Source organism: Parasutterella sp. St.1A3 (assembly GCF_059728705.1).
On record NZ_BAAGFK010000002.1, the window covers coordinates 1 to 21,226 of the forward strand.

The 21,226-nt window shown below is 47.0% G+C and carries 8 protein-coding genes, 2 tRNA genes and 5 rRNA genes; 4 read left to right on the forward strand and 11 right to left on the reverse strand.

What is annotated here, in order from left to right:
* A partial coding sequence (locus tag AC6I1F_RS11990) for a molybdopterin-dependent oxidoreductase (protein ID WP_497801796.1) occupies nucleotides 1-785 on the reverse strand: 785 nt, incomplete at its 3' end.
* 204 nt (nucleotides 786-989) lie between these two features.
* On the opposite strand from AC6I1F_RS11990, the gene AC6I1F_RS11995 reads away from it, so the two are divergent.
* Entirely contained in the window at nucleotides 990-2,780 is a 1,791-nt protein-coding gene (locus tag AC6I1F_RS11995; protein ID WP_497801797.1) for an IS1634 family transposase, read from the forward strand.
* 438 nt (nucleotides 2,781-3,218) lie between these two features.
* Here the strand turns inward: AC6I1F_RS11995 and rrf (AC6I1F_RS12000) are convergent.
* From rrf (AC6I1F_RS12000) to AC6I1F_RS12015, 4 genes are all read right to left on the reverse strand, one after another.
* Nucleotides 3,219-3,333 (reverse strand): 5S ribosomal RNA (gene rrf / locus AC6I1F_RS12000).
* Nucleotides 3,334-3,476: 143 nt separating this feature from the next.
* Nucleotides 3,477-6,359: ribosomal RNA gene (locus AC6I1F_RS12005) — 23S ribosomal RNA — on the reverse strand.
* A 286-nt stretch (nucleotides 6,360-6,645) separates the two neighbouring features.
* Nucleotides 6,646-8,190 (reverse strand): 16S ribosomal RNA (locus AC6I1F_RS12010).
* Together the 16S, 23S and 5S rRNA genes form the textbook arrangement of a ribosomal RNA operon.
* A 380-nt stretch (nucleotides 8,191-8,570) precedes the next feature.
* Nucleotides 8,571-9,494, reverse strand: a complete 924-nt coding sequence (locus AC6I1F_RS12015) for a DMT family transporter (RefSeq protein ID WP_160336336.1) — start codon at nucleotides 9,492-9,494, stop codon at nucleotides 8,571-8,573.
* 459 nt (nucleotides 9,495-9,953) lie between these two features.
* Between AC6I1F_RS12015 and dnaB the strand changes: the two genes are divergently transcribed.
* Nucleotides 9,954-11,336, forward strand: a complete 1,383-nt coding sequence (gene dnaB, locus AC6I1F_RS12020; protein WP_160336337.1) for a replicative DNA helicase — start codon at nucleotides 9,954-9,956, stop codon at nucleotides 11,334-11,336.
* A 486-nt stretch (nucleotides 11,337-11,822) separates the two neighbouring features.
* The gene (locus AC6I1F_RS12025; RefSeq protein ID WP_160336338.1) at nucleotides 11,823-12,920 is read left to right on the forward strand and encodes a replication initiation protein; all 1,098 of its coding nucleotides are present in this window, start codon (nucleotides 11,823-11,825) and stop codon (nucleotides 12,918-12,920) included.
* A gap of 83 nt (nucleotides 12,921-13,003) precedes the next feature.
* Here AC6I1F_RS12025 and AC6I1F_RS12030 read toward each other — a convergent pair whose 3' ends face one another.
* On the reverse strand, nucleotides 13,004-13,993 hold the full coding sequence (locus AC6I1F_RS12030; protein ID WP_160336339.1) for a ParB/RepB/Spo0J family partition protein: 990 nt from the start codon (nucleotides 13,991-13,993) through the stop codon (nucleotides 13,004-13,006).
* A gap of 4 nt (nucleotides 13,994-13,997) precedes the next feature.
* On the reverse strand, nucleotides 13,998-14,762 hold the full coding sequence (locus AC6I1F_RS12035) for a ParA family protein (RefSeq protein ID WP_160336340.1): 765 nt from the start codon (nucleotides 14,760-14,762) through the stop codon (nucleotides 13,998-14,000).
* 911 nt (nucleotides 14,763-15,673) lie between these two features.
* On the opposite strand from AC6I1F_RS12035, the gene AC6I1F_RS12040 reads away from it, so the two are divergent.
* The gene (locus tag AC6I1F_RS12040) at nucleotides 15,674-17,470 is read left to right on the forward strand and encodes an IS1634 family transposase (RefSeq protein WP_289702632.1); all 1,797 of its coding nucleotides are present in this window, start codon (nucleotides 15,674-15,676) and stop codon (nucleotides 17,468-17,470) included.
* Nucleotides 17,471-17,617: 147 nt separating this feature from the next.
* Here the strand turns inward: AC6I1F_RS12040 and rrf (AC6I1F_RS12045) are convergent.
* From rrf (AC6I1F_RS12045) to AC6I1F_RS12060, 4 genes are all read right to left on the reverse strand, one after another.
* Nucleotides 17,618-17,732: ribosomal RNA gene (rrf, locus tag AC6I1F_RS12045) — 5S ribosomal RNA — on the reverse strand.
* A gap of 143 nt (nucleotides 17,733-17,875) precedes the next feature.
* Nucleotides 17,876-20,758, reverse strand: a 23S ribosomal RNA gene (locus AC6I1F_RS12050).
* 254 nt (nucleotides 20,759-21,012) lie between these two features.
* Nucleotides 21,013-21,088 (reverse strand) — tRNA-Ala (locus AC6I1F_RS12055).
* Between the two features lie 12 nt (nucleotides 21,089-21,100).
* Nucleotides 21,101-21,177, reverse strand: a tRNA-Ile gene (locus AC6I1F_RS12060).
* Between the last annotated feature and the right edge of the window lie 49 nt (nucleotides 21,178-21,226).

Sequence of the window (21,226 nt, forward strand, 5' to 3'; positions counted from 1 at the left end):
ATTCCTGCGGCGACCGTGTCGTTATACATCGGGTCGATCATAATGCTCTTGGGTTTACCGCGTTCAAGGGCGCATTCAAGCTGATAGCCTTTTCCGCCGCCGGAGCCTCTGGTAACCGCGCTGTTGCCGCCGAATGTCACATAGAGTTTGGCATTTGCAATTTCACCGACATCGGAAGCTGGTCTGGCGCCGTAGGTATAAGGGAAAGCCGCTCCGATCTGAGCGGTAGAGTACGAGCCGTAGTATTTAAGGTAGCCGCCCATAAGATTCAGCAGACGCCACCAAGCGCGGCGAGAGTTCACCAAGGACTGCTGACCGGAGCAATACTGCCAATAAAGCGACTCATTACCGTACTTCTCAACCGTATTTTTAAGGTTTTGAGCAACGGTTTTAATGGCTTCATCCCAAGTGATGCGTTCGAATTTTCCTTCACCGCGTTCACCAACACGTTTCATCGGATACTTGAGACGGTCAGGAGAATAGAGACGCTGGCGAAGAGAGCGGCCTCTCAGGCAGGCACGAATTTGACGATGGTCGCAGGAGTCGCCTGCTGTGTTATCCGTTTCAACACGAATAACCTGACCGTCTTTAAGGAAGCAGCGCTGAGAGCAGCGCTGTCCGCAGTTAATCACGCAGGCGTTCCACACGAACGGTTCAATCTCTTTGACTGCCTGGGCGACAGCGTGAGAGATCGGGCTGAGTGAAAAGCCGAATGTTGCGGAGGCATATGCAGAAAGTCGCAGGAAATTCCTGCGTCCAAGAGTAGAAGAGAGAAAATCTGACATTAGAGAATTCTCCATGGGGTGGTAGTTTATGTTTCGACGATTGTCAATTTCGTCAGTTGAATTGTATATATAACCTGAATTCCCAAAATTCTAGGAGCTATTTTTACAAATAGTCTCATCTTCAATTTAACTAATTGATTTTATACCCCTTTTGAGCAATGCATGGATGGACTTCTTTAACTTCATAGGCGATAATTATAACCTATGAAAGAAACCAATCACCCTACAAATATGGATAGCAAAACTCAGGAACAGTGCTTCTTAGAAACAGGTTTCATACATCCCGTGTTCGTGAAGAACAATCATGGGATTCGTTATGCGATTTTCTACAAGAACCGCTGGAACAACAATAAATGTGAAAAGGTTTTCCAAAAGACTGTTGGAAGACTTTTGGAAGATGATTCAATTGAGTTGGGAAGGAGGTTTCTCGCTGAATATCCGGCTTTAAAAGACTGCAAGGCAAAACTTGTTGGAAGGAAGGTTCGATTGTTTGGCGGCGTCGCATGTCCTTTGCCGCCTTTGGTTCCAAATGCAGAGCAGAGGAAAGCTTTTCTTGATGAACTTGATCAAGATACACGTTTGTCGGCCGGTGCCTCATATGTTTTATGGGAAATTGCTAAGCAAAACCATTTACAAGCTGATTTGGAAGCGGTTTTCGGTAAAGACAGGGCTGCTTATCTTCTTTCTTTGGCTATATTTTTTGCAGCAGACCCGGGTGCAGTTGCTTCTGAGTTTGAAATTTACAGCGCCCAAACATGGCTTCCCTGTACGCCGACTACCTCTCAGCATGTTTCTGATCTCTTTGAGCAAGTCTCTAACCCGGAGATAATATCTTTTCTGAGGAAACGGCTGCTGTACTCGCAGCTGGAGACTAAAGGAGACGTCTATTGGAGCTTTGATACGACATCAATATCGTCTTATTCCGAAACGATCCGCAAAGTCGCTTACGGCTATAGCAAAGAAAACTCGGAATTGCCTCAATTAAATTTAGGGTTGATTGTCTCGGAATATTCCGGAGAACCTCTCTACTACAAAGTGCTGGAGGGTTCTCTGAGTGATCCATTAGCCTTAAGACAAATGCTTGCGGACGCCGCCGATTTAGGAAGCTCTCAGGTGAACTTAGTGATGGATAGAGCTTTCAGTTCTCCTACTTTGCTCGACCGGCTCTACGAACAGAATTTAGGATTTATTTGTGGCTCTAAGACTAATCTGAATTACTGCAAATCTGTTCTGAGCAGCTTCGAACCCCAGCTCCGATTCGCAGGCGTTGATACATTCTTAGAGGAATTTGGCATCCAGGCTAAAACTTCGTCAACAACGTGGTCTTACAGAGACCCTGCAACCGGATATTTGGAAACGCGGCCTCTTTACATTCATGTCTATTTGGATCCGGCGCGAGCCGCCACTGAAAATGAGTCTCTTCTCAGGCAAATTAAGAAAGTTCAAGACAAACTTGCAGAGAAAATCGCCCTCAAGGACTCAGATAAGGATTTAATTAAACGTTTCTTCATAAAGAGCTCTCAGGGATGGAGTTACAGTCCGAAGAAATGGGAAAACAAGGCGCACAGCCTCGGGCTGTTCGTTCTTGTCTCGAACACCGTAGGCTCAGCAAATGAAGCTCTCAGAATATATCGACAGAGAGATATCATCGAAAAAAACTTCAACAATCTCAAAGAACGCTGCTCAGGGCGTCGAATGCGCTGCCGGGAAAGAGCTCTTGAAGGAAAAGTCTTCGTTTTATTTTTAAGCCTGATCCTTCTAATGAATCTGAAGATGAGATTTACCTTAGCAAAGAGAACCGAAGCGAAACAGGACGCATCGTCAAAGTACTTGCCGAACGATACACCGGACTTCCTGAGAATGATGGGGGCTGTTGACGTAACCAGCAGGAAATCTGACGAAGAAAACTCTTTTTACTGGGACCTAATCCCCAAGAAACTAAGAGCGACGATAGAAGCTCTGAAGATAGCCGTGCCTCCAAGATTTATCACCTAGAGGGCACGGAATTCAGGATATAACGGTATTTTGTTATAACTCGGGCATTTACGGAGGGTAAAAAAATAGCAGCCAAAGCCGCTATTAATAACTGAACTGCATCGTGCTAACGCTGTCTGTTTTTCATTGCCTGGGCAGTCAGACGACTGCGCATTAATCGATAGCAATAGAGTTCTAAAACTTTTTTTAGTACTGCTCTCATAATTCCCTCTCTTTTCCAAAGAGTAACAGCCCTAAGTGGTTATTTGCTTAGAAAAGGCTCAACTTGAGCGTATTTTCTTTCTATATAGAGACAAAATGTAAGAATTGCACGTAACTTGTGAACATGTTCACGGCCGCCGGAGAATGGGTTTTATAAACGAATATATTATTCCCCCTCATTACAGATAAAATAAAACCTCTCACCGCGTTCGCAGCAAGAGGCTTTAAGAATGGAGAGCCCGGAGACTACCTACTTTCGCAAGAAATACAACTCACTATCATCGGCGTGGAGGCGTTTCACTGTCCTGTTCGGGATGGGAAGGAGTGGTTCCGCCCTGCTATGGCCTCCGGGCTTAAAACTGTCCGCTCCGGTTAAGGAGCCAATTCGGATCGATTTACTTCATCTTGGCAGCGCCTTGGATTTCTCTCAAGCTCAGCCTTCACTTTGTTCTTTCTCGCACGGACCTCACAGCCGGTCACAAGCAACACGGTTATAGGATCAAGCCTCACGAGCAATTAGTATCAGTTAGCTCAACGCCTCACAGCGCTTACACACCTGACCTATCGACGTCCTGGTCTCGGACGACTCTTCAGGGAGGTTTTACCTCCGGGAAGACTTATCTTCAGGAAAGTTTCCCGCTTAGATGCTTTCAGCGGTTATCTCGTCCGCACTTAGCTACCCGGCAATGCCACTGGCGTGACAACCGGTACACCAGAGGTGCGTCCACTCCGGTCCTCTCGTACTAGGAGCAGCCCCCGTCAATCTTCCAACGCCCACGGCAGATAGGGACCAAACTGTCTCACGACGTTTTAAACCCAGCTCACGTACCTCTTTAAATGGCGAACAGCCATACCCTTGGGACCGACTACAGCCCCAGGATGAGATGAGCCGACATCGAGGTGCCAAACACCGCCGTCGATATGAACTCTTGGGCGGTATCAGCCTGTTATCCCCAGAGTACCTTTTATCCGTTGAGCGATGGCCCTTCCATTCAGAGCCACCGGATCACTATGACCTGCTTTCGCATCTGCTCGAGTTGTTGCTCTCGCAGTCAAGCACGCTTTTGCCATTGCACTATCAGCACGATTTCCGACCGTACCTAGCGTACCTTCGTACTCCTCCGTTACCCTTTAGGAGGAGACCGCCCCAGTCAAACTGCCTACCATGCACGGTCCCCGAACAGGGTCACTGTCCCGGGTTAGAACCGCAAACAAATCAGGGTGGTATTTCAAGGTTGGCTCCGCGCGTACTGGCGTACACGTTTCTCTGCCTCCCACCTATCCTACACAAATCGGTTCACAGTTCAATGCAAAGCTGCAGTAAAGGTTCATGGGGTCTTTCCGTCTAGCCGCGGGTAGATTGCATCATCACAAACATTTCAACTTCACTGAGTCTCGGGAGGAGACAGTGTGGCCATCGTTATGCCATTCGTGCAGGTCGGAACTTACCCGACAAGGAATTTCGCTACCTTAGGACCGTTATAGTTACGGCCGCCGTTTACTGGGACTTCGATCAAGGCCTCTCAGCCCATCAATTAATCTTCCAGCACCGGGCAGGCATCACACCCTATACGTCGTCTTTCGACTTGGCAGAGTGCTGTGTTTTTAATAAACAGTCGCAGCCACCTATTCTCTGAGACCTTTTCACGCGAACGCAGTCTCTGCGCCTACGTTACTCAGGCACACCTTCTTCCGAAGTTACGGTGTCAATTTGCCGAGTTCCTTCTCCCGAGTTCTCTCAAGCGCCTGAGCATATTCAGCTCGCCCACCAGTGTCGGTTTGCGGTACGGTCCCGCCGAACTGACGCTTAGAGGGTTTTCTTGGAAGTTCGTCCAATCACTTCTCTGCCTTAGCAGATCGCGGCTTTGCCTCGGAGATGCGTCTGCGGATTTGCCTGCAGACCTCCTACACTCACCCACCGGGACATCCAACACCCGGCTGACCTTCTAAACTCCGTCACCCCATCGCATTCGGCGGCGGTTCGGGAATATTAACCCGATTCCCATCGACTACGCCTTTTGGCCTCGCCTTAGGGGCCGACTCACCCTGCTCCGATGAACGTAGAGCAGGAAACCTTGGGCTTACGGCGAGCGGGCTTTTCACCCGCTTTAACGTTACTCATGTCAGCATTCGCACTTCTGATATCTCCAGAATCCTTCTCAAGACTCCTTCGCAGACTTACAGAACGCTCCCCTACCACGCAGAGAATAATCTCCGCATCCGCGGCTTCGGTTAATGGCTTAGCCCCGTTACATCTTCCGCGCAGAAAGACTCGACCAGTGAGCTATTACGCTTTCTTTGAAGGATGGCTGCTTCTAAGCCAACTTCCTGGTTGTCACGGCCTTTCCACTTCGTTTTCCACTTAGCCATTATTGGGGACCTTAGCCGGCGGTCTGGGTTGTTTCCCTTTTGAGTCCGGACGTTAGCACCCGGTGCTCTGTCTCCCGTGCTCACGCTTCCAGGTATTCGGAGTTTGCCTTGGTTTGGTAAGACTCCATGTCCCCCTAGCCAAAACAGTGCTCTACCCCCTGGAGCGATACACGAGGCACTACCTCAATAGTTTTCGGGGAGAACCAGCTATCTCCAGATTTGTTTGGCCTTTCACCCCTATCCACAGCTCATCCGCTAATTTTGCAACACTAGTCGGTTCGGTCCTCCAGTGTGTGTTACCACACCTTCAACCTGGCCATGGATAGCTCATCTGGTTTCGGGTCTACACCCTGCGACTGTGCGCTCTATTCGAACTCGCTTTCGCTGCGCCTCCCCTAGTCGGTTAAGCTCGCCACAGAATGTAAGTCGCTGACCCATTATGCAAAAGGTACGCAGTCACTCCTTACGAAGCTCCTACTGTTTGTATGCATGCGGTTTCAGGTTCTATTTCACTCCCCTCCCGGGGTTCTTTTCGCCTTTCCCTCACGGTACTGGTTCACTATCGGTCGATCACGAGTATTTAGCCTTGGAGGATGGTCCCCCCGTCTTCGAACAGGATTCCACGTGTCCCGCTCTACTTCTCACTGCCTTAGTACCATCCAAAGCGTTTCGCCTACGGGGCTATCACCCGCTATGGCCGGACTTTCCATTCCGTTCGACTACGCTTCAAACTATCAGCTGTTAGGCTCTTCCGGGGTCGCTCGCCGCTACTGCCGGAATCTCGGTTGATTTCTTTTCCTGAGGATACTTAGATGTTTCAGTTCTCCTCGTTCGCCTCTGCATCCTATGTATTCAGATGCAGATACACCTTGCGGTGTGGGTTCCCCCATTCAGATATCTGCGGATCAATGCTCGTTTGCCAGCTCCCCGCAGCTTTTCGCAGGCTGCCGCGTCTTTCTTCGCCTGTGATCGCCAAGGCATCCGCCACATGCACTTAGTCACTTGATCCTATAACCCTGCCGCCTATTGCCCGGCCGGATCACAAGTAACTTGGTTCTTTGTGCCCATATGCTGTCAATGTCTCATGCTTGAGAAATCTCAAAGTTTTAACTTTGCTTGATTTCCAATCACTACCCGTCTTGACTGACTCTCATCAAATCAGTCTTAACGTTAGATTTTTCAATCTTTCCGAATTGTTAAAGAACATATTTCTTTTCGATTTATCGACTGCCGATAAGAGTGAGCGCTGAATGAATTCACGCGTCTTCTAAAAGCTTTCATTCGCTTTCTCTTGAAAGGAGGTGATCCAGCCGCACCTTCCGGTACGGCTACCTTGTTACGACTTAACATTAGTCACGGTGCTCACCGTGGTCGCCGCCCTCCTTGCGGTTAGGCTAACGACTTCTGGTAAACACCACTCCCATTGTTTGACGGGCGGTGTGTACAAGACCCGGGAACGTATTCACCGCGGCATGCTGATCCGCGATTACTAGCGATTCCGACTTCATGCAGTCGAGTTGCAGACTGCAATCCGGACTACGATCGGTTTTCTGGGATTTGCTCCCCCTCACGGGTTGGCTGCCCTCTGTTCCGACCATTGTATGACGTGTGAAGCCCTACCCATAAGGGCCATGAGGACTTGACGTCATCCCCACCTTCCTCCGGTTTGTCACCGGCAGTCTCACTAGAGTGCCCTTTCGTAGCAACTAGTGACAAGGGTTGCGCTCGTTGCGGGACTTAACCCAACATCTCACGACACGAGCTGACGACAGCCATGCAGCACCTGTGTTCAGACGCCCTTGCGGGCACACTCTCATTACAAAAGCTTCTCTGACATGTCAAGGGTAGGTAAGGTTTTTCGCGTTGCATCGAATTAATCCACATCATCCACCGCTTGTGCGGGTCCCCGTCAATTCCTTTGAGTTTTAGTCTTGCGACCGTACTTCCCAGGCGGTCAACTTCACGCGTTGGCTGCGTTACTGAGAATTTTAATCCCCAACAACTAGTTGACATCGTTTAGGGCGTGGACTACCAGGGTATCTAATCCTGTTTGCTCCCCACGCTTTCGTGTATGAGCGTCAGTTGCGTCCCAGGAGGCTGCCTTCGCCATCGGTGTTCTTCCACATATCTACGCATTTCACTGCTACACGTGGAATTCCACCTCCCTCTGACGCACTCTAGCCAAGCAGTCACATATGCGGTTCCCAGGTTAAGCCCGGGGATTTCACATCTGTCTTACTCAGCCGCCTGCACACCCTTTACGCCCAGTAATTCCGATTAACGCTCGCACCCTACGTATTACCGCGGCTGCTGGCACGTAGTTAGCCGGTGCTTATTCTTAGAGTACCGTCAGCAGAGCTATTTATTCGATAGCTCCTTTTCGTTCTCTACTAAAGTGGTTTACAACCCGAGGGCCGTCATCCCACACGCGGAATAGCTGGATCAGGCTTGCGCCCATTGTCCAAAATTCCCCACTGCTGCCTCCCGTAGGAGTCTGGGCCGTGTCTCAGTCCCAGTGTGGCTGGTCGTCCTCTCAGACCAGCTACTGATCGTTGCTTTGGTGAGCCGTTACCTCACCAACCGGCTAATCAGTCATCGGCCGCTCCGCTCGCGAGAGGCCTGCAAGCAGGTCCCCCTCTTTCTTCCGTAGAACTCATGCGGTATTAGCCATCCTTTCGGATGGTTGTCCCCCACGAGCGGACACGTTCCGATGTATTACTCACCCGTTCGCCACTCGTCAGCCGAAAAAAGCAAGCTTTTCTCGCTGTTACCGTTCGACTTGCATGTGTAAAGCGTTCCGCCAGCGTTCAATCTGAGCCAGGATCAAACTCTTTTGTTTAATCTCTGTTGTCGCTCGAATCACTCTCTTGGTGTTTGACGGAGTATTTCTACTCCTTCTTCCAATAAGTGCGAGCTAAAAATTTCTTCGCGAATTCAACCTTCTAAACCCGCTTAAATCTTCAGCGCCCGCTCTTATCGGTCGTCGATAAATTTTTAAAGAACTTGCTTGATTTCTCAAGCGCAGAATTGCTATTTTACAGAACTGAAAATTCTTGTCAACTGAAACAGGAAAATTCAATGTAAAAATTTGTTTCTGCATCTCGAACAGCGCTTGGCGTTGTTCAATGAGGCGTGCATTTTACACATATTTTTGAGTTCGTCAAATCAAGACTCGATTTGAGGTAGAGACTTTTATTACTTCGTCTTTTCAGATGAGCGCTATTGACTCTTTTCCGCTGACAGTTTTTTGATTGCGTTCTTATCCGGCCACACCAGGATCAGCATGTTGGTGATAATCGCCGCGGCACCAAACAGTTCATAACCGTTAAAGGTTGTATGAAGAATTAAAAAAGAAAAGAGCACAGCCGAAAACGGCTCGAATGAGCCCAGAATTGCTGAAATAGAGGGAATAACATACATCGTGCTTCTGAGATAGCACCAAAATGCTGCCACAGTTCCGAACGCGATAATGAACAGATAACAGCCGACGGACGCCCATGTCCAGTCGACGTCCATGCTAAATGGATCGGTAAAGAAACAAGCGATCGTCCCGCCCACAACCATGCCCCAGCCCACGACCAGCGAGACACCGATACGCTCTATCACGGCTTTTGGCTGGACGGTACAGAATGCTCCAAACGCTGCAGAGACAATTCCCCAAAAAGCGCCGGCAGATGCAATATCCAAAGAGTCAAAATTTCCCTTGGTTACGAGAAGCGCAACACCGGATACGGCCAATACGAGACAAAAAAGTTCCTTGGCAGACGGCAGTCTATGTTTCGCTGCGGCCATGTAAAACATAATCATTAGCGGCCCGAACCCAACCATAATCGCAGCTGTACCTGCATTACTTGCATGAATCGCGATAAAAAACGTGTATTGGATTAAAAGGACACCCACTCCGTAAATGAGGATGTCTCGGATATTTCTTTTATCCTTAAAAGGCAGAAATAAACTCCTAGGTCCTTCTGACACTGCAGAGATGAGAAGAAGAAGTATGCCGGCACCGATTAAGCGAAGTGCTGTCAGATCATCAGCTTCAAAACGACAGTTCTCAAACAAATATTGAGCAGCAACACCCATAGTGCCCCAGCAGCATCCTGCAAAAGCCGCTAAGAAAATTCCTTTCCATATACCAAACATGATGTCTCCGCTGTTAATCGCGTTCTTTCGCAGGAAAACTTGCTCTTTGCATCTTCATCGTTCAACGCCGAGAGAGCTTCGCTTGAAACAAGTCAATAGATTTCGCAATGGGATTTTACTCAAGGAAAAGGTTCTTATCCAAGAAAGAACACTGATAACACGCTCACTAGAAGGTAATTGAGCCAGATTTTTTTTGTGGTCTTTTTTACATTTTTTGAAGCTCAATCGTCATCTCGTTTATCGGAACTGTTCAATACCAACAACTTTATTGCATTTAAAAATGAATCAAAGGTCAAACAGCAACCAAACAGCCTTAAAAGGCTCTCTTTTTATTTGCACTAGAACCCAGAACCTTTAAGTTGAAGGTCTTAATCAAGTTGTGGTCTTTTTCTCATATTTAAAAGCATCTTTCCTATACCTGCTCTTTGTTTAGAATAAAAAAATACGAAAGGCACTGCTATGAACGAAATTCCAAACGATTCTATTAATTCGTCTTACTCGGAGACACTGGCTCCTAAATCCACGGAGATTGAACAGGCTATCTTAGGAGCGCTTCTCTCCAATCCGGAATCGTTCTATTTGATGGAACCGACCCTTACTCCGGAAGATTTCTACAGTCATGCAAACCGACTCATTTATGGCGAAATGGTTTCAATGATCAACAGCGGACAGCAGACAGATCTGCTGACAGTCTTTGATCGGCTTAGAGCGGACGGAAAAGAAAAGGAGTCCGGCGGCCTTCCCTACTTAAACAACTTAATTGAATCCAGCTCAAGTTCCGTTAATCTCAGTCAATACGCTGCAATTCTGAGAGACAAGTCTTTAAAACGTTTATTGCTGCAGACAATTGCGCGTTTAGAGGCCGAGATCGGGCAGCGAAAGACTGCCTCCGCGGTTCAGTTAATCGATACCGTGCAGGCAGAGATTTTAAAAATTAATCCCGACGAAGAAGGAAAAAGCGGCTTTACATCAGCAAACCAAATGCTCGACAAGCTCACAGAATCAATGCTTGATGCAGTGAACGCTCCAGATAAAATTCAAGGAGCTGAAAGCGGAATAGAAGAGTTTGATCTTCTGACTAACGGGTTTAAGCCCGGTCAGCTCATTGTGCTGGCAGCAAGGCCTTCAGTCGGCAAAACTGCGTTTGCGCTTCAGGTAGCCAGATACACAGCAACAGTAAGAAGTCTTCCGGTCGCTATTTTTTCTATTGAAATGGGCAAAGAAGAAATAATTAAGCGACTGGTAAGTGCTCAAAGCCGAATCGATATTTCGGCAATTGAATCTGGTCAGCTATCCGCTCCTCAATGGAGAACTTATTACGAAACAATGGAAGTGCTGAAGAAAGCAGCTTTGTTTGTTGACGATTCAGGCCTTATTAACTTGTACCGTCTGAAGTCAAAAGCAAGGCAATTAAAGGCTCGTTTAGGCAAACTGGGTCTAATTGTAGTTGACTACCTTCAGCTAATTGATGATGAAGGCGATACAGAATCCCAGGAAAATCGCGCGATGAAGCTAGGGGCTCTTTCTCGAGGTTTGAAACTATTGGCAAAAGAATTGTCCTGTCCGATACTTTTGCTCTCTCAGCTCAATCGCAATGTAGAAAACAGGCCCAGCAGAAAACCTATGCTGTCTGATTTGAGAGAGTCCGGTGCAATTGAGCAGGACGCGGATATGGTAATTTTCTTATATTCACTAGCTAAATACGGATTAGAGCCTGGAGACAGCCGTACTGTTTATATCGAATTGGCTAAAAACAGAAACGGTGCTGTAGGACAAACTTCAGTTATCTTTGATGGAGAGCATCAGAGATTTGAAGAAATTAACGCTTGGAAGCAAATCTGAAAAAGCAGGTCCCGGCCTGCTTACTAAATAGTATGCTGTAGGAGGGCTCTAGCCGGGACCTGGGAAAAATTACAAAGCCGAAAGATAGCATAAATACGGTATCTAGTAAATAACCTTAGTCAATTATTAGGCTTTAGCTCTGAAATCGGCAATCCTTCTTTTTTCTTTTTATTAATTAATTTTTTTCTTTTTAAGGCTCTTTTTTTATGTTAAAAAACAAAAAGTTATAAGCCTTTTTATGTGAAAAAGACCACATAATATGCAGAAAAGACCACAAAAGCCGCATTTATTTCTGTAGAAAAGACCAAATAAGATGAGTAAAAGACCACAAGATGTTTCGTTTAAATGTGAAAAAGACCACAATATTATGTAAAAAAGACCACATATCTATGTGAAAAAGACCACATTTGATGAAGAAAACACAACAAAAGATAGGCTAATTGTGAGAAAATCGGGAAATACATAGTGATTAGGCGGTCTTTAGATATGACAAAGTACACTGCGCAAGGAGAGTTCGATCTTGAGACTCAGCCTGCACCCGAAAAAAATGTTAAAAAGACCACAGCTCTGTCCAAAGATTGGAACAGTAATGCTGTGGTCGTTAAGTCCAATGATTTGCTGACGGCAAAGACAAATCTTTCCTTGAATGAACTCAGAATTATTCTCGTCGCTATCAGTAAGATTGATTCGGTTACTGATCAGGTGAGAAGCGATGCTGTTTATTGGGTATCGGCAAAAGAACTTAGGGAAATCGGAAGCGAACGATCCAAGGCATACAAATACCTTCAAAATGCTGTTAACACGCTCTACAACCGAAGCGTTATCCGTACTTTCGGTTCAAATGGCAAGGAGCGTGATGAGTTCCGCTGGATCTCAAAAGTCTCTTACCGAAGCGGCATGATTGGCTTAACGTTCTCACAGGAAGTTCTTCCTTTCCTTACGAAGATTCGTTCGAATTTCATTCGGTATCCGATTAAGCAGATTTCTGAACTAAAGAGTGTCTCAACACTCCGATTCTTTGAGCTCTGCGTGCGCTGGCGCGGCCAGGTAAAGAAGATGTCTATTGAGGAGCTCAAAGAAATCCTTAATATTCCTCAGAAGAAGCTCAATGGCGACGTTGCCAGAATTGTTCGCGAATGCACTGCTAAGATCAATGAAGCTAAGAAAATCGATTTCTATGTTGAGAGCGAGTTTATCCGCACCGGTCGTCGGTTCACAGATATCATCTTCTCAGTTAAGAGTCGAAGAAAAGACGCTGTTCCGAGTACGTTATCCGTCCCGCAGGAAGAGTGGGAAGGCATGGTCAAGGACCTGACCGGATACAGTGACGAAGATTGGCGTGGACTGATTTTGAGTGAACAGCAGAGAAGCTATTTTGCGAAGAAACTTGCCAATTATCAGGACGGCGGCGTAGGTACTCGATTTGCAAGAGACTATCTCAGTCGATGCGGTTCCGCTGCTGATTCCAACGACTCTTGGATCAGATGGATTCAAACGAAGCTTGCAGATCCCGCATTCGTGTATGAAGTTAGAGTTTTTCTGAATGATGTCGGATTTAAACCTTCTTCAGCAAAGCATAAGTAATATGAGAAAAAGACCACAATTTTGTGGTCTTTTTCTCATGTATCCAAGACAATCTTACGTTCAGCTGTGGTCTTTTTCACATTTTATTTCTGCAGCTCTGAAATAGACTGAAGAATGATCTTGTCTGCAGGGACTGAGACAACCTTGTGGTCTTTTTCGCATAATACGCAGACCTCATTTGGATTCTTCGCAATCAGTCTGGGCAGAAGATGACCGTTTATGAGATGGCCGGATTCAGATAAAAAAGAAACAGCGATGTTTACCGGTGCGGCAGATGGGACTCTTCTGATGCCGTTAGGAATCTCTTTCTTTTTCAATCGGTCTTCGTAAGACTTAACTTTCTGTTTCTTTTCGTGGCTCTCTTTTGACGCATTCAGGCTGTTAAGCAGACGCTGCGCAGCAGGACGACTGATACATCCGTCTTCATCTCGGCAGGACGCAAGCAAACGCTCTGCATTTGCGCTTTTTTCGAAGATCGAGTTAACAATTTGCGCTGTTTGCGGGTCGTTTATGAACGAGTCGTTAATAAACTGTTTCACGAGAGGATGAGCTGAAGCGAGCGAAGCGATTCGAGAAATATAGGTTCTGTCTTTCCCTAAACGCTTTGCGATTTCTGTCTGATTATGTCCGAGCTGAACTAAGTCACTAATGCTGCTGACCAGATCGCAAAGTTTCATATTTTCGCGCTGGATATTCTCAGTGAGCTGACCAAAAATGCGGTCGGCCTCATTTTTAGGAGCCTCAACAACAATAGCTTCTATTTCTGACAGTCCGGCCTGCTTGGCGGCCAACCAGCGGCGTTCGCCCTGGAGGATGACGTAGTTCCCGTTTTCGGACTTGGCGACTGAAATTGGCAGCAGCTGACCGCTCTTCATAGATTCTGCCAGTTCGCCAATATTTTCCATGACAGTACGGACCTGCGGCTTCGCATCAATTTGGTCCAGAGGAATGGTTTTTAATGTTTTGCCGTTGACTTTATTTGGTTCAACGGAGCTACTGAAATCGGTCAGACTTTTAATATTCTTCGGATTGAACGATTGTGTTTTCGGCTTGTTAATTTTAAAAGTCTTCATATAGTTACGATGCTTTGATTCGGTTTAAAAGTTCTTTAAAGAGGTGTTCAAGCTCTTCAAAAGAGCGTTTCCCGTTTCTGATTTCTGAGACCGGTATCCCCATTGTTGTCGCTGCGTCAATTGGGGCTCGATGGTGCAGTTTGGAGTCAAAAACGACACAGTCGGTTTCATTCTTTAGGAACTCCAAAGTTGCTTTTGCGGACGCAGAGTCGTCATATTCATTTACGACAACTCCAAGGAATTTCAAATTCGGATTGTAGTTTTCATGAACGGCATGAATTGTTTTCACCATACCGGACACGCCGCCAATCGCATAGCCGGATAACTTGATCGGGCATACGACGTAATCGGCTACAATCAGGCCGCCAAGGAGTTTTCTACCAAGTGACGGAGGACAATCGACGATGATGTAGTCGTACTCTTCCTTGAGCGCTTTGATATGAATCGCCGGATTTTTAACCACTGAAAAATCACGGCTTTCAATATCGTAACCTTCATTTGAATTTTGCTCGGAACCGATCAAGTCGATTTTATAAGGTGTATCTTGAATAGACAGTTCTTCCAGATTTGGCTCGAACAGCGCAGCTGAGGAAGTGCCCTCATAAGGCTGGCCCTGTGTCAAGGATTCGGTGGTATTACCCTGTGAGTCGATATCTACAACGAGAACTTTTTTCTTTTCCTTAGTGGCAAAGTAAAAAGCCGCTTGAACGGTGAGCGTTGACTTACCGACACCACCCTTTTGGTTGGCAAATGCTATTACAGTCCCCATTGAGATTCCTTTGATGTTTCAAGTTAGTCTAATTTTAGCGGTCTTTCTAATTGATGTGAACAAGTTCACACATCAGAAATACTAAGAAGCCAGGTTCTATGTGAACATGTTCACACGAAGGTAAAAGATCAAAATCTGTGGTTTTTTTTACATTTTTACTAGAGAAAATGGTTCAAAAGTCTTGTTTGAGAAATCATGTTCTCAGCACTCGTAGAGAAAAATATGTGAAAAAGACCACAAATAATTTTGGAAGGAACAATGTTTTATTCATAGTCGAGTTATTTTGATAGCATTAAAAAGTTAAGTAACATGCGTTCTATCCTTTGTATGTGAAAAAGACCACAGTATGGTCGATAAAAAAGTGAACATGTTCACAGTTAGGGATTATTCTTTCCTAGTACAAAGAGAACAATTCCGTTTCTAAAAGCTTTAAAGCACGAAACATATGTCGACAGAATTTGCTTACCGACAGTTTCTCATAATAAAAAACAGTTATAGCGGAAGGACAGCGTAAATATTATGTGCATTTGACCACAAAATTATTGTCGGTAGAAGCAAAAGATTCTTTTGAGTCGATTCAAAGTGCTTAAGCGCAGCAAGAAAGGAGCGGTTGTACTCTCAAATATGTGCTTTTGACCACAAAATTTCGAGTGGAAGTTAGCCGTTGCCTATCGTGAACATGTTCACGGCCGCCGGAGAATGGGTTTTATAAACGAAAATATTATTCCCCCTCATTACAGACAAAATAAAACCTCTCACCGCCCCGACTTTTCCAGAAAAATGTATCAATAAGCTTCTTTAACCTTCTGAATATTCAACGATAAATTCGAAATTTTTTCTAGAAAATTTAACGACAAGGTAGCTCAACTAAGGCTAATTATGATATAATTATCAATAAGGAGGAGTGAGTCGTGTCCATCTCAATTTCGGAAAGAAAGGTAAAAGGCAAGGTCTATATCTCTATCGTCGAGAAGTATCGAGATCCAATTACAAAAAGGTCCACAACTCGTCAGCTCAAAAGCTACGGGAACAAGGAACTATTTCTGCAGAAGCACCCTGACGGACTCGAACTTATCAATTCAGATTTAAAGCTCTTCCGGGAATCAACTCAGGCCTATGCGGAGGCGACCGAGCTGCCGAACGGCAGCGGAGTCTCAATCGTTGACAGCGCAGCGAACTCCACTGAGTTAGGCAGTTCATTTCTCGTTTCACCAGCACCGTTTCTAACGATTTGGAACAAGCTTAAATTAGACCAATACTTCAAGAATCTAGAGCGCAATTACAGAGGAAAGGTTCCGGTCGATTTAAATAAACTGGCCTTTTACAATGCGGTTGCTCGGATACTCAGGCCTGAATCAAAACTAGGAACGTGGATTGACAGGAATAGATATCTATACGACTTTGAGAGCCTTTCTCTCAAGGATATGTACAACTTGCTGGATATACTTGACGAACGCAAGCAAAAGATCATTGATCGGTTAAACGCGGCAATAGACAAGCTTTATCAGAGGGATCTTACGATCGCTCTTTATGATGTCACCACCTTTTACTTTGAGAGTTTTATCGAAGATGAGCTTCGTGCTCGAGGTATGAGCAAAGAACATCGAACCCAAGAAACACAGGTAGTGATGGGCTTACTTGTAGACAGCGAAGGAATACCGTTTGGCTACGAGCTCTTTAGAGGTAATACTGCCGAAGTCGGCACAATGCTTGAGGTGGTGGAAGGCTTTAAAAAACGTTACCAGTTAAACAACGTAACGATCATAGCCGATGCCGGGTTAAACCAACTCATCAACTTGGAATCCCTTGAACAGGCCGGGTTTAAATATATTGTTGGCTATCCTCCCTACGTAAAACTAAACCGTACAGAACAAGATTCTCTTCTGGAAGAGGACGGATGGGAGAGTTATGACTGCGTAGAAGATTCTTGGCGCATCAAGCGAATGGCTCTTCCAATCAACAAGCGCGTTTATCCAAAGGGTGAGCAATCGAGAAAAATCCAGCTGGAGGCTGAGTGCATTGCAACGTTCTCTTTATCACGTTATAAGCACGACTTGGATGAACTGAGAAAAAAGACAACACGTGCGAAAGAACTCGTACGAAAAGGAGCGAAAGCTGTCCAGGCAGCTAATCGCAACGGCTATAAGAGTTTTATTAAATCAGAGCTTAAAGAAGTTCAATTTAATGAAACGCTTTACACCAAGCGTCTTAAATGGTGCGGTTACACGGCCTTGCTGACCAATATCGAAGATCAAGATCCGAGCGTCATTTATGCACTGCTTCGACAACTCTGGAGAATCGAGGATAACTTTAGAGTGTTAAAAACGGCGATTGAAGCCAGGCCGGTCTACGTATGGACAACCAAGCATATACGGGGTCATTTTGTACTGTGCTATATCAGCCTTGTCCTGACTCGTTTAATGCAGAAACAGCTGAAAGAGGATGCCTTGAAATACTCTGTAAGGCAGGTTGTAGAAGCCCTCAATGCGCTCAGCGTCTCCCCCTTGAATGCATTAAGAAAAAGTAAAAGTCAGCTATATCAGTGTGTGGTTGAAAACTCTGAAGGGAGCACGTCCTCCGGAGAGTACAAACCTCTTCTGGAAATTGCCAATGACATCTGGAAATCGTGCGGCTTGGAGCCCCTGACGCGTCTTGAGAGTCACGGCTCTTTAGTTAGGAAACTTGGAAGAAGCTTTAAAATCCGATGAATCGTTGAACTACGAAGTCGCTAAAATATAAAATCGGCTAAAGGCTTGGTACTCACGGGTTGTACCGCGAAATCGTTTTAAAAATCAAGGAAAAGTCGGGATAAAACCTCTCACCGCGTTCGCAGCAAGAGGCTTTAAGAATGGAGAGCCCGGAGACTACCTACTTTCGCAAGAAATACAACTCACTATCATCGGCGTGGAGGCGTTTCACTGTCCTGTTCGGGATGGGAAGGAGTGGTTCCGCCCTGCTATGGCCTCCGGGCTTAAAACTGTTCGCTCCGGTTAAGGAGCCAATTCGGATCGATTTACTTCATCTTGGCAGCGCCTTGGATTTCTCTCAAGCTCAGCCTTCACTTTGTTCTTTCTCGCACGGACCTCACAGCCGGTCACAAGCAACACGGTTATAGGATCAAGCCTCACGAGCAATTAGTATCAGTTAGCTCAACGCCTCACAGCGCTTACACACCTGACCTATCGACGTCCTGGTCTCGGACGACTCTTCAGGGAGGTTTTACCTCCGGGAAGACTTATCTTCAGGAAAGTTTCCCGCTTAGATGCTTTCAGCGGTTATCTCGTCCGCACTTAGCTACCCGGCAATGCCACTGGCGTGACAACCGGTACACCAGAGGTGCGTCCACTCCGGTCCTCTCGTACTAGGAGCAGCCCCCGTCAATCTTCCAACGCCCACGGCAGATAGGGACCAAACTGTCTCACGACGTTTTAAACCCAGCTCACGTACCTCTTTAAATGGCGAACAGCCATACCCTTGGGACCGACTACAGCCCCAGGATGAGATGAGCCGACATCGAGGTGCCAAACACCGCCGTCGATATGAACTCTTGGGCGGTATCAGCCTGTTATCCCCAGAGTACCTTTTATCCGTTGAGCGATGGCCCTTCCATTCAGAGCCACCGGATCACTATGACCTGCTTTCGCATCTGCTCGAGTTGTTGCTCTCGCAGTCAAGCACGCTTTTGCCATTGCACTATCAGCACGATTTCCGACCGTACCTAGCGTACCTTCGTACTCCTCCGTTACCCTTTAGGAGGAGACCGCCCCAGTCAAACTGCCTACCATGCACGGTCCCCGAACAGGGTCACTGTCCCGGGTTAGAACCGCAAACAAATCAGGGTGGTATTTCAAGGTTGGCTCCGCGCGTACTGGCGTACACGTTTCTCTGCCTCCCACCTATCCTACACAAATCGGTTCACAGTTCAATGCAAAGCTGCAGTAAAGGTTCATGGGGTCTTTCCGTCTAGCCGCGGGTAGATTGCATCATCACAAACATTTCAACTTCACTGAGTCTCGGGAGGAGACAGTGTGGCCATCGTTATGCCATTCGTGCAGGTCGGAACTTACCCGACAAGGAATTTCGCTACCTTAGGACCGTTATAGTTACGGCCGCCGTTTACTGGGACTTCGATCAAGGCCTCTCAGCCCATCAATTAATCTTCCAGCACCGGGCAGGCATCACACCCTATACGTCGTCTTTCGACTTGGCAGAGTGCTGTGTTTTTAATAAACAGTCGCAGCCACCTATTCTCTGAGACCTTTTCACGCGAACGCAGTCTCTGCGCCTACGTTACTCAGGCACACCTTCTTCCGAAGTTACGGTGTCAATTTGCCGAGTTCCTTCTCCCGAGTTCTCTCAAGCGCCTGAGCATATTCAGCTCGCCCACCAGTGTCGGTTTGCGGTACGGTCCCGCCGAACTGACGCTTAGAGGGTTTTCTTGGAAGTTCGTCCAATCACTTCTCTGCCTTAGCAGATCGCGGCTTTGCCTCGGAGATGCGTCTGCGGATTTGCCTGCAGACCTCCTACACTCACCCACCGGGACATCCAACACCCGGCTGACCTTCTAAACTCCGTCACCCCATCGCATTCGGCGGCGGTTCGGGAATATTAACCCGATTCCCATCGACTACGCCTTTTGGCCTCGCCTTAGGGGCCGACTCACCCTGCTCCGATGAACGTAGAGCAGGAAACCTTGGGCTTACGGCGAGCGGGCTTTTCACCCGCTTTAACGTTACTCATGTCAGCATTCGCACTTCTGATATCTCCAGAATCCTTCTCAAGACTCCTTCGCAGACTTACAGAACGCTCCCCTACCACGCAGAGAATAATCTCCGCATCCGCGGCTTCGGTTAATGGCTTAGCCCCGTTACATCTTCCGCGCAGAAAGACTCGACCAGTGAGCTATTACGCTTTCTTTGAAGGATGGCTGCTTCTAAGCCAACTTCCTGGTTGTCACGGCCTTTCCACTTCGTTTTCCACTTAGCCATTATTGGGGACCTTAGCCGGCGGTCTGGGTTGTTTCCCTTTTGAGTCCGGACGTTAGCACCCGGTGCTCTGTCTCCCGTGCTCACGCTTCCAGGTATTCGGAGTTTGCCTTGGTTTGGTAAGACTCCATGTCCCCCTAGCCAAAACAGTGCTCTACCCCCTGGAGCGATACACGAGGCACTACCTCAATAGTTTTCGGGGAGAACCAGCTATCTCCAGATTTGTTTGGCCTTTCACCCCTATCCACAGCTCATCCGCTAATTTTGCAACACTAGTCGGTTCGGTCCTCCAGTGTGTGTTACCACACCTTCAACCTGGCCATGGATAGCTCATCTGGTTTCGGGTCTACACCCTGCGACTGTGCGCTCTATTCGAACTCGCTTTCGCTGCGCCTCCCCTAGTCGGTTAAGCTCGCCACAGAATGTAAGTCGCTGACCCATTATGCAAAAGGTACGCAGTCACTCCTTACGAAGCTCCTACTGTTTGTATGCATGCGGTTTCAGGTTCTATTTCACTCCCCTCCCGGGGTTCTTTTCGCCTTTCCCTCACGGTACTGGTTCACTATCGGTCGATCACGAGTATTTAGCCTTGGAGGATGGTCCCCCCGTCTTCGAACAGGATTCCACGTGTCCCGCTCTACTTCTCACTGCCTTAGTACCATCCAAAGCGTTTCGCCTACGGGGCTATCACCCGCTATGGCCGGACTTTCCATTCCGTTCGACTACGCTTCAAACTATCAGCTGTTAGGCTCTTCCGGGGTCGCTCGCCGCTACTGCCGGAATCTCGGTTGATTTCTTTTCCTGAGGATACTTAGATGTTTCAGTTCTCCTCGTTCGCCTCTGCATCCTATGTATTCAGATGCAGATACACCTTGCGGTGTGGGTTCCCCCATTCAGATATCTGCGGATCAATGCTCGTTTGCCAGCTCCCCGCAGCTTTTCGCAGGCTGCCGCGTCTTTCTTCGCCTGTGATCGCCAAGGCATCCGCCACATGCACTTAGTCACTTGATCCTATAACCCTGCCGCCTATTGCCCGGCCGGGTCACAAGTAACTTGGTTCTTTGTGCCCATATGCTGTCAATGTCTCATGCTTGAGAAATCTCAAAGTTTTAACTTTGCTTGATTTCCAATCACTACCCGTCTTGACTGACTCTCATCAAATCAGTCTTAACGTTAGATTTTTCAATCTTTCCGAATTGTTAAAGAACGTATTGTCAAAAGACAATATCAAAGCGCGTCAAACGCGTTTTCATCTTGTCTCTTGTTGGTGGAGGTAAACGGGATCGAACCGTTGACCCCCTGCTTGCAAAGCAGGTGCTCTCCCAGCTGAGCTATACCCCCGTCTCAGAACTATGGTGGGTCTTGATGGACTTGAACCATCGACCCCCGCCTTATCAAGACGGTGCTCTAACCAGCTGAGCTAAAGACCCATCGTCTTTTCATTTATCGACTGCCGATAAGAGTGAGCGCTGAATGAAT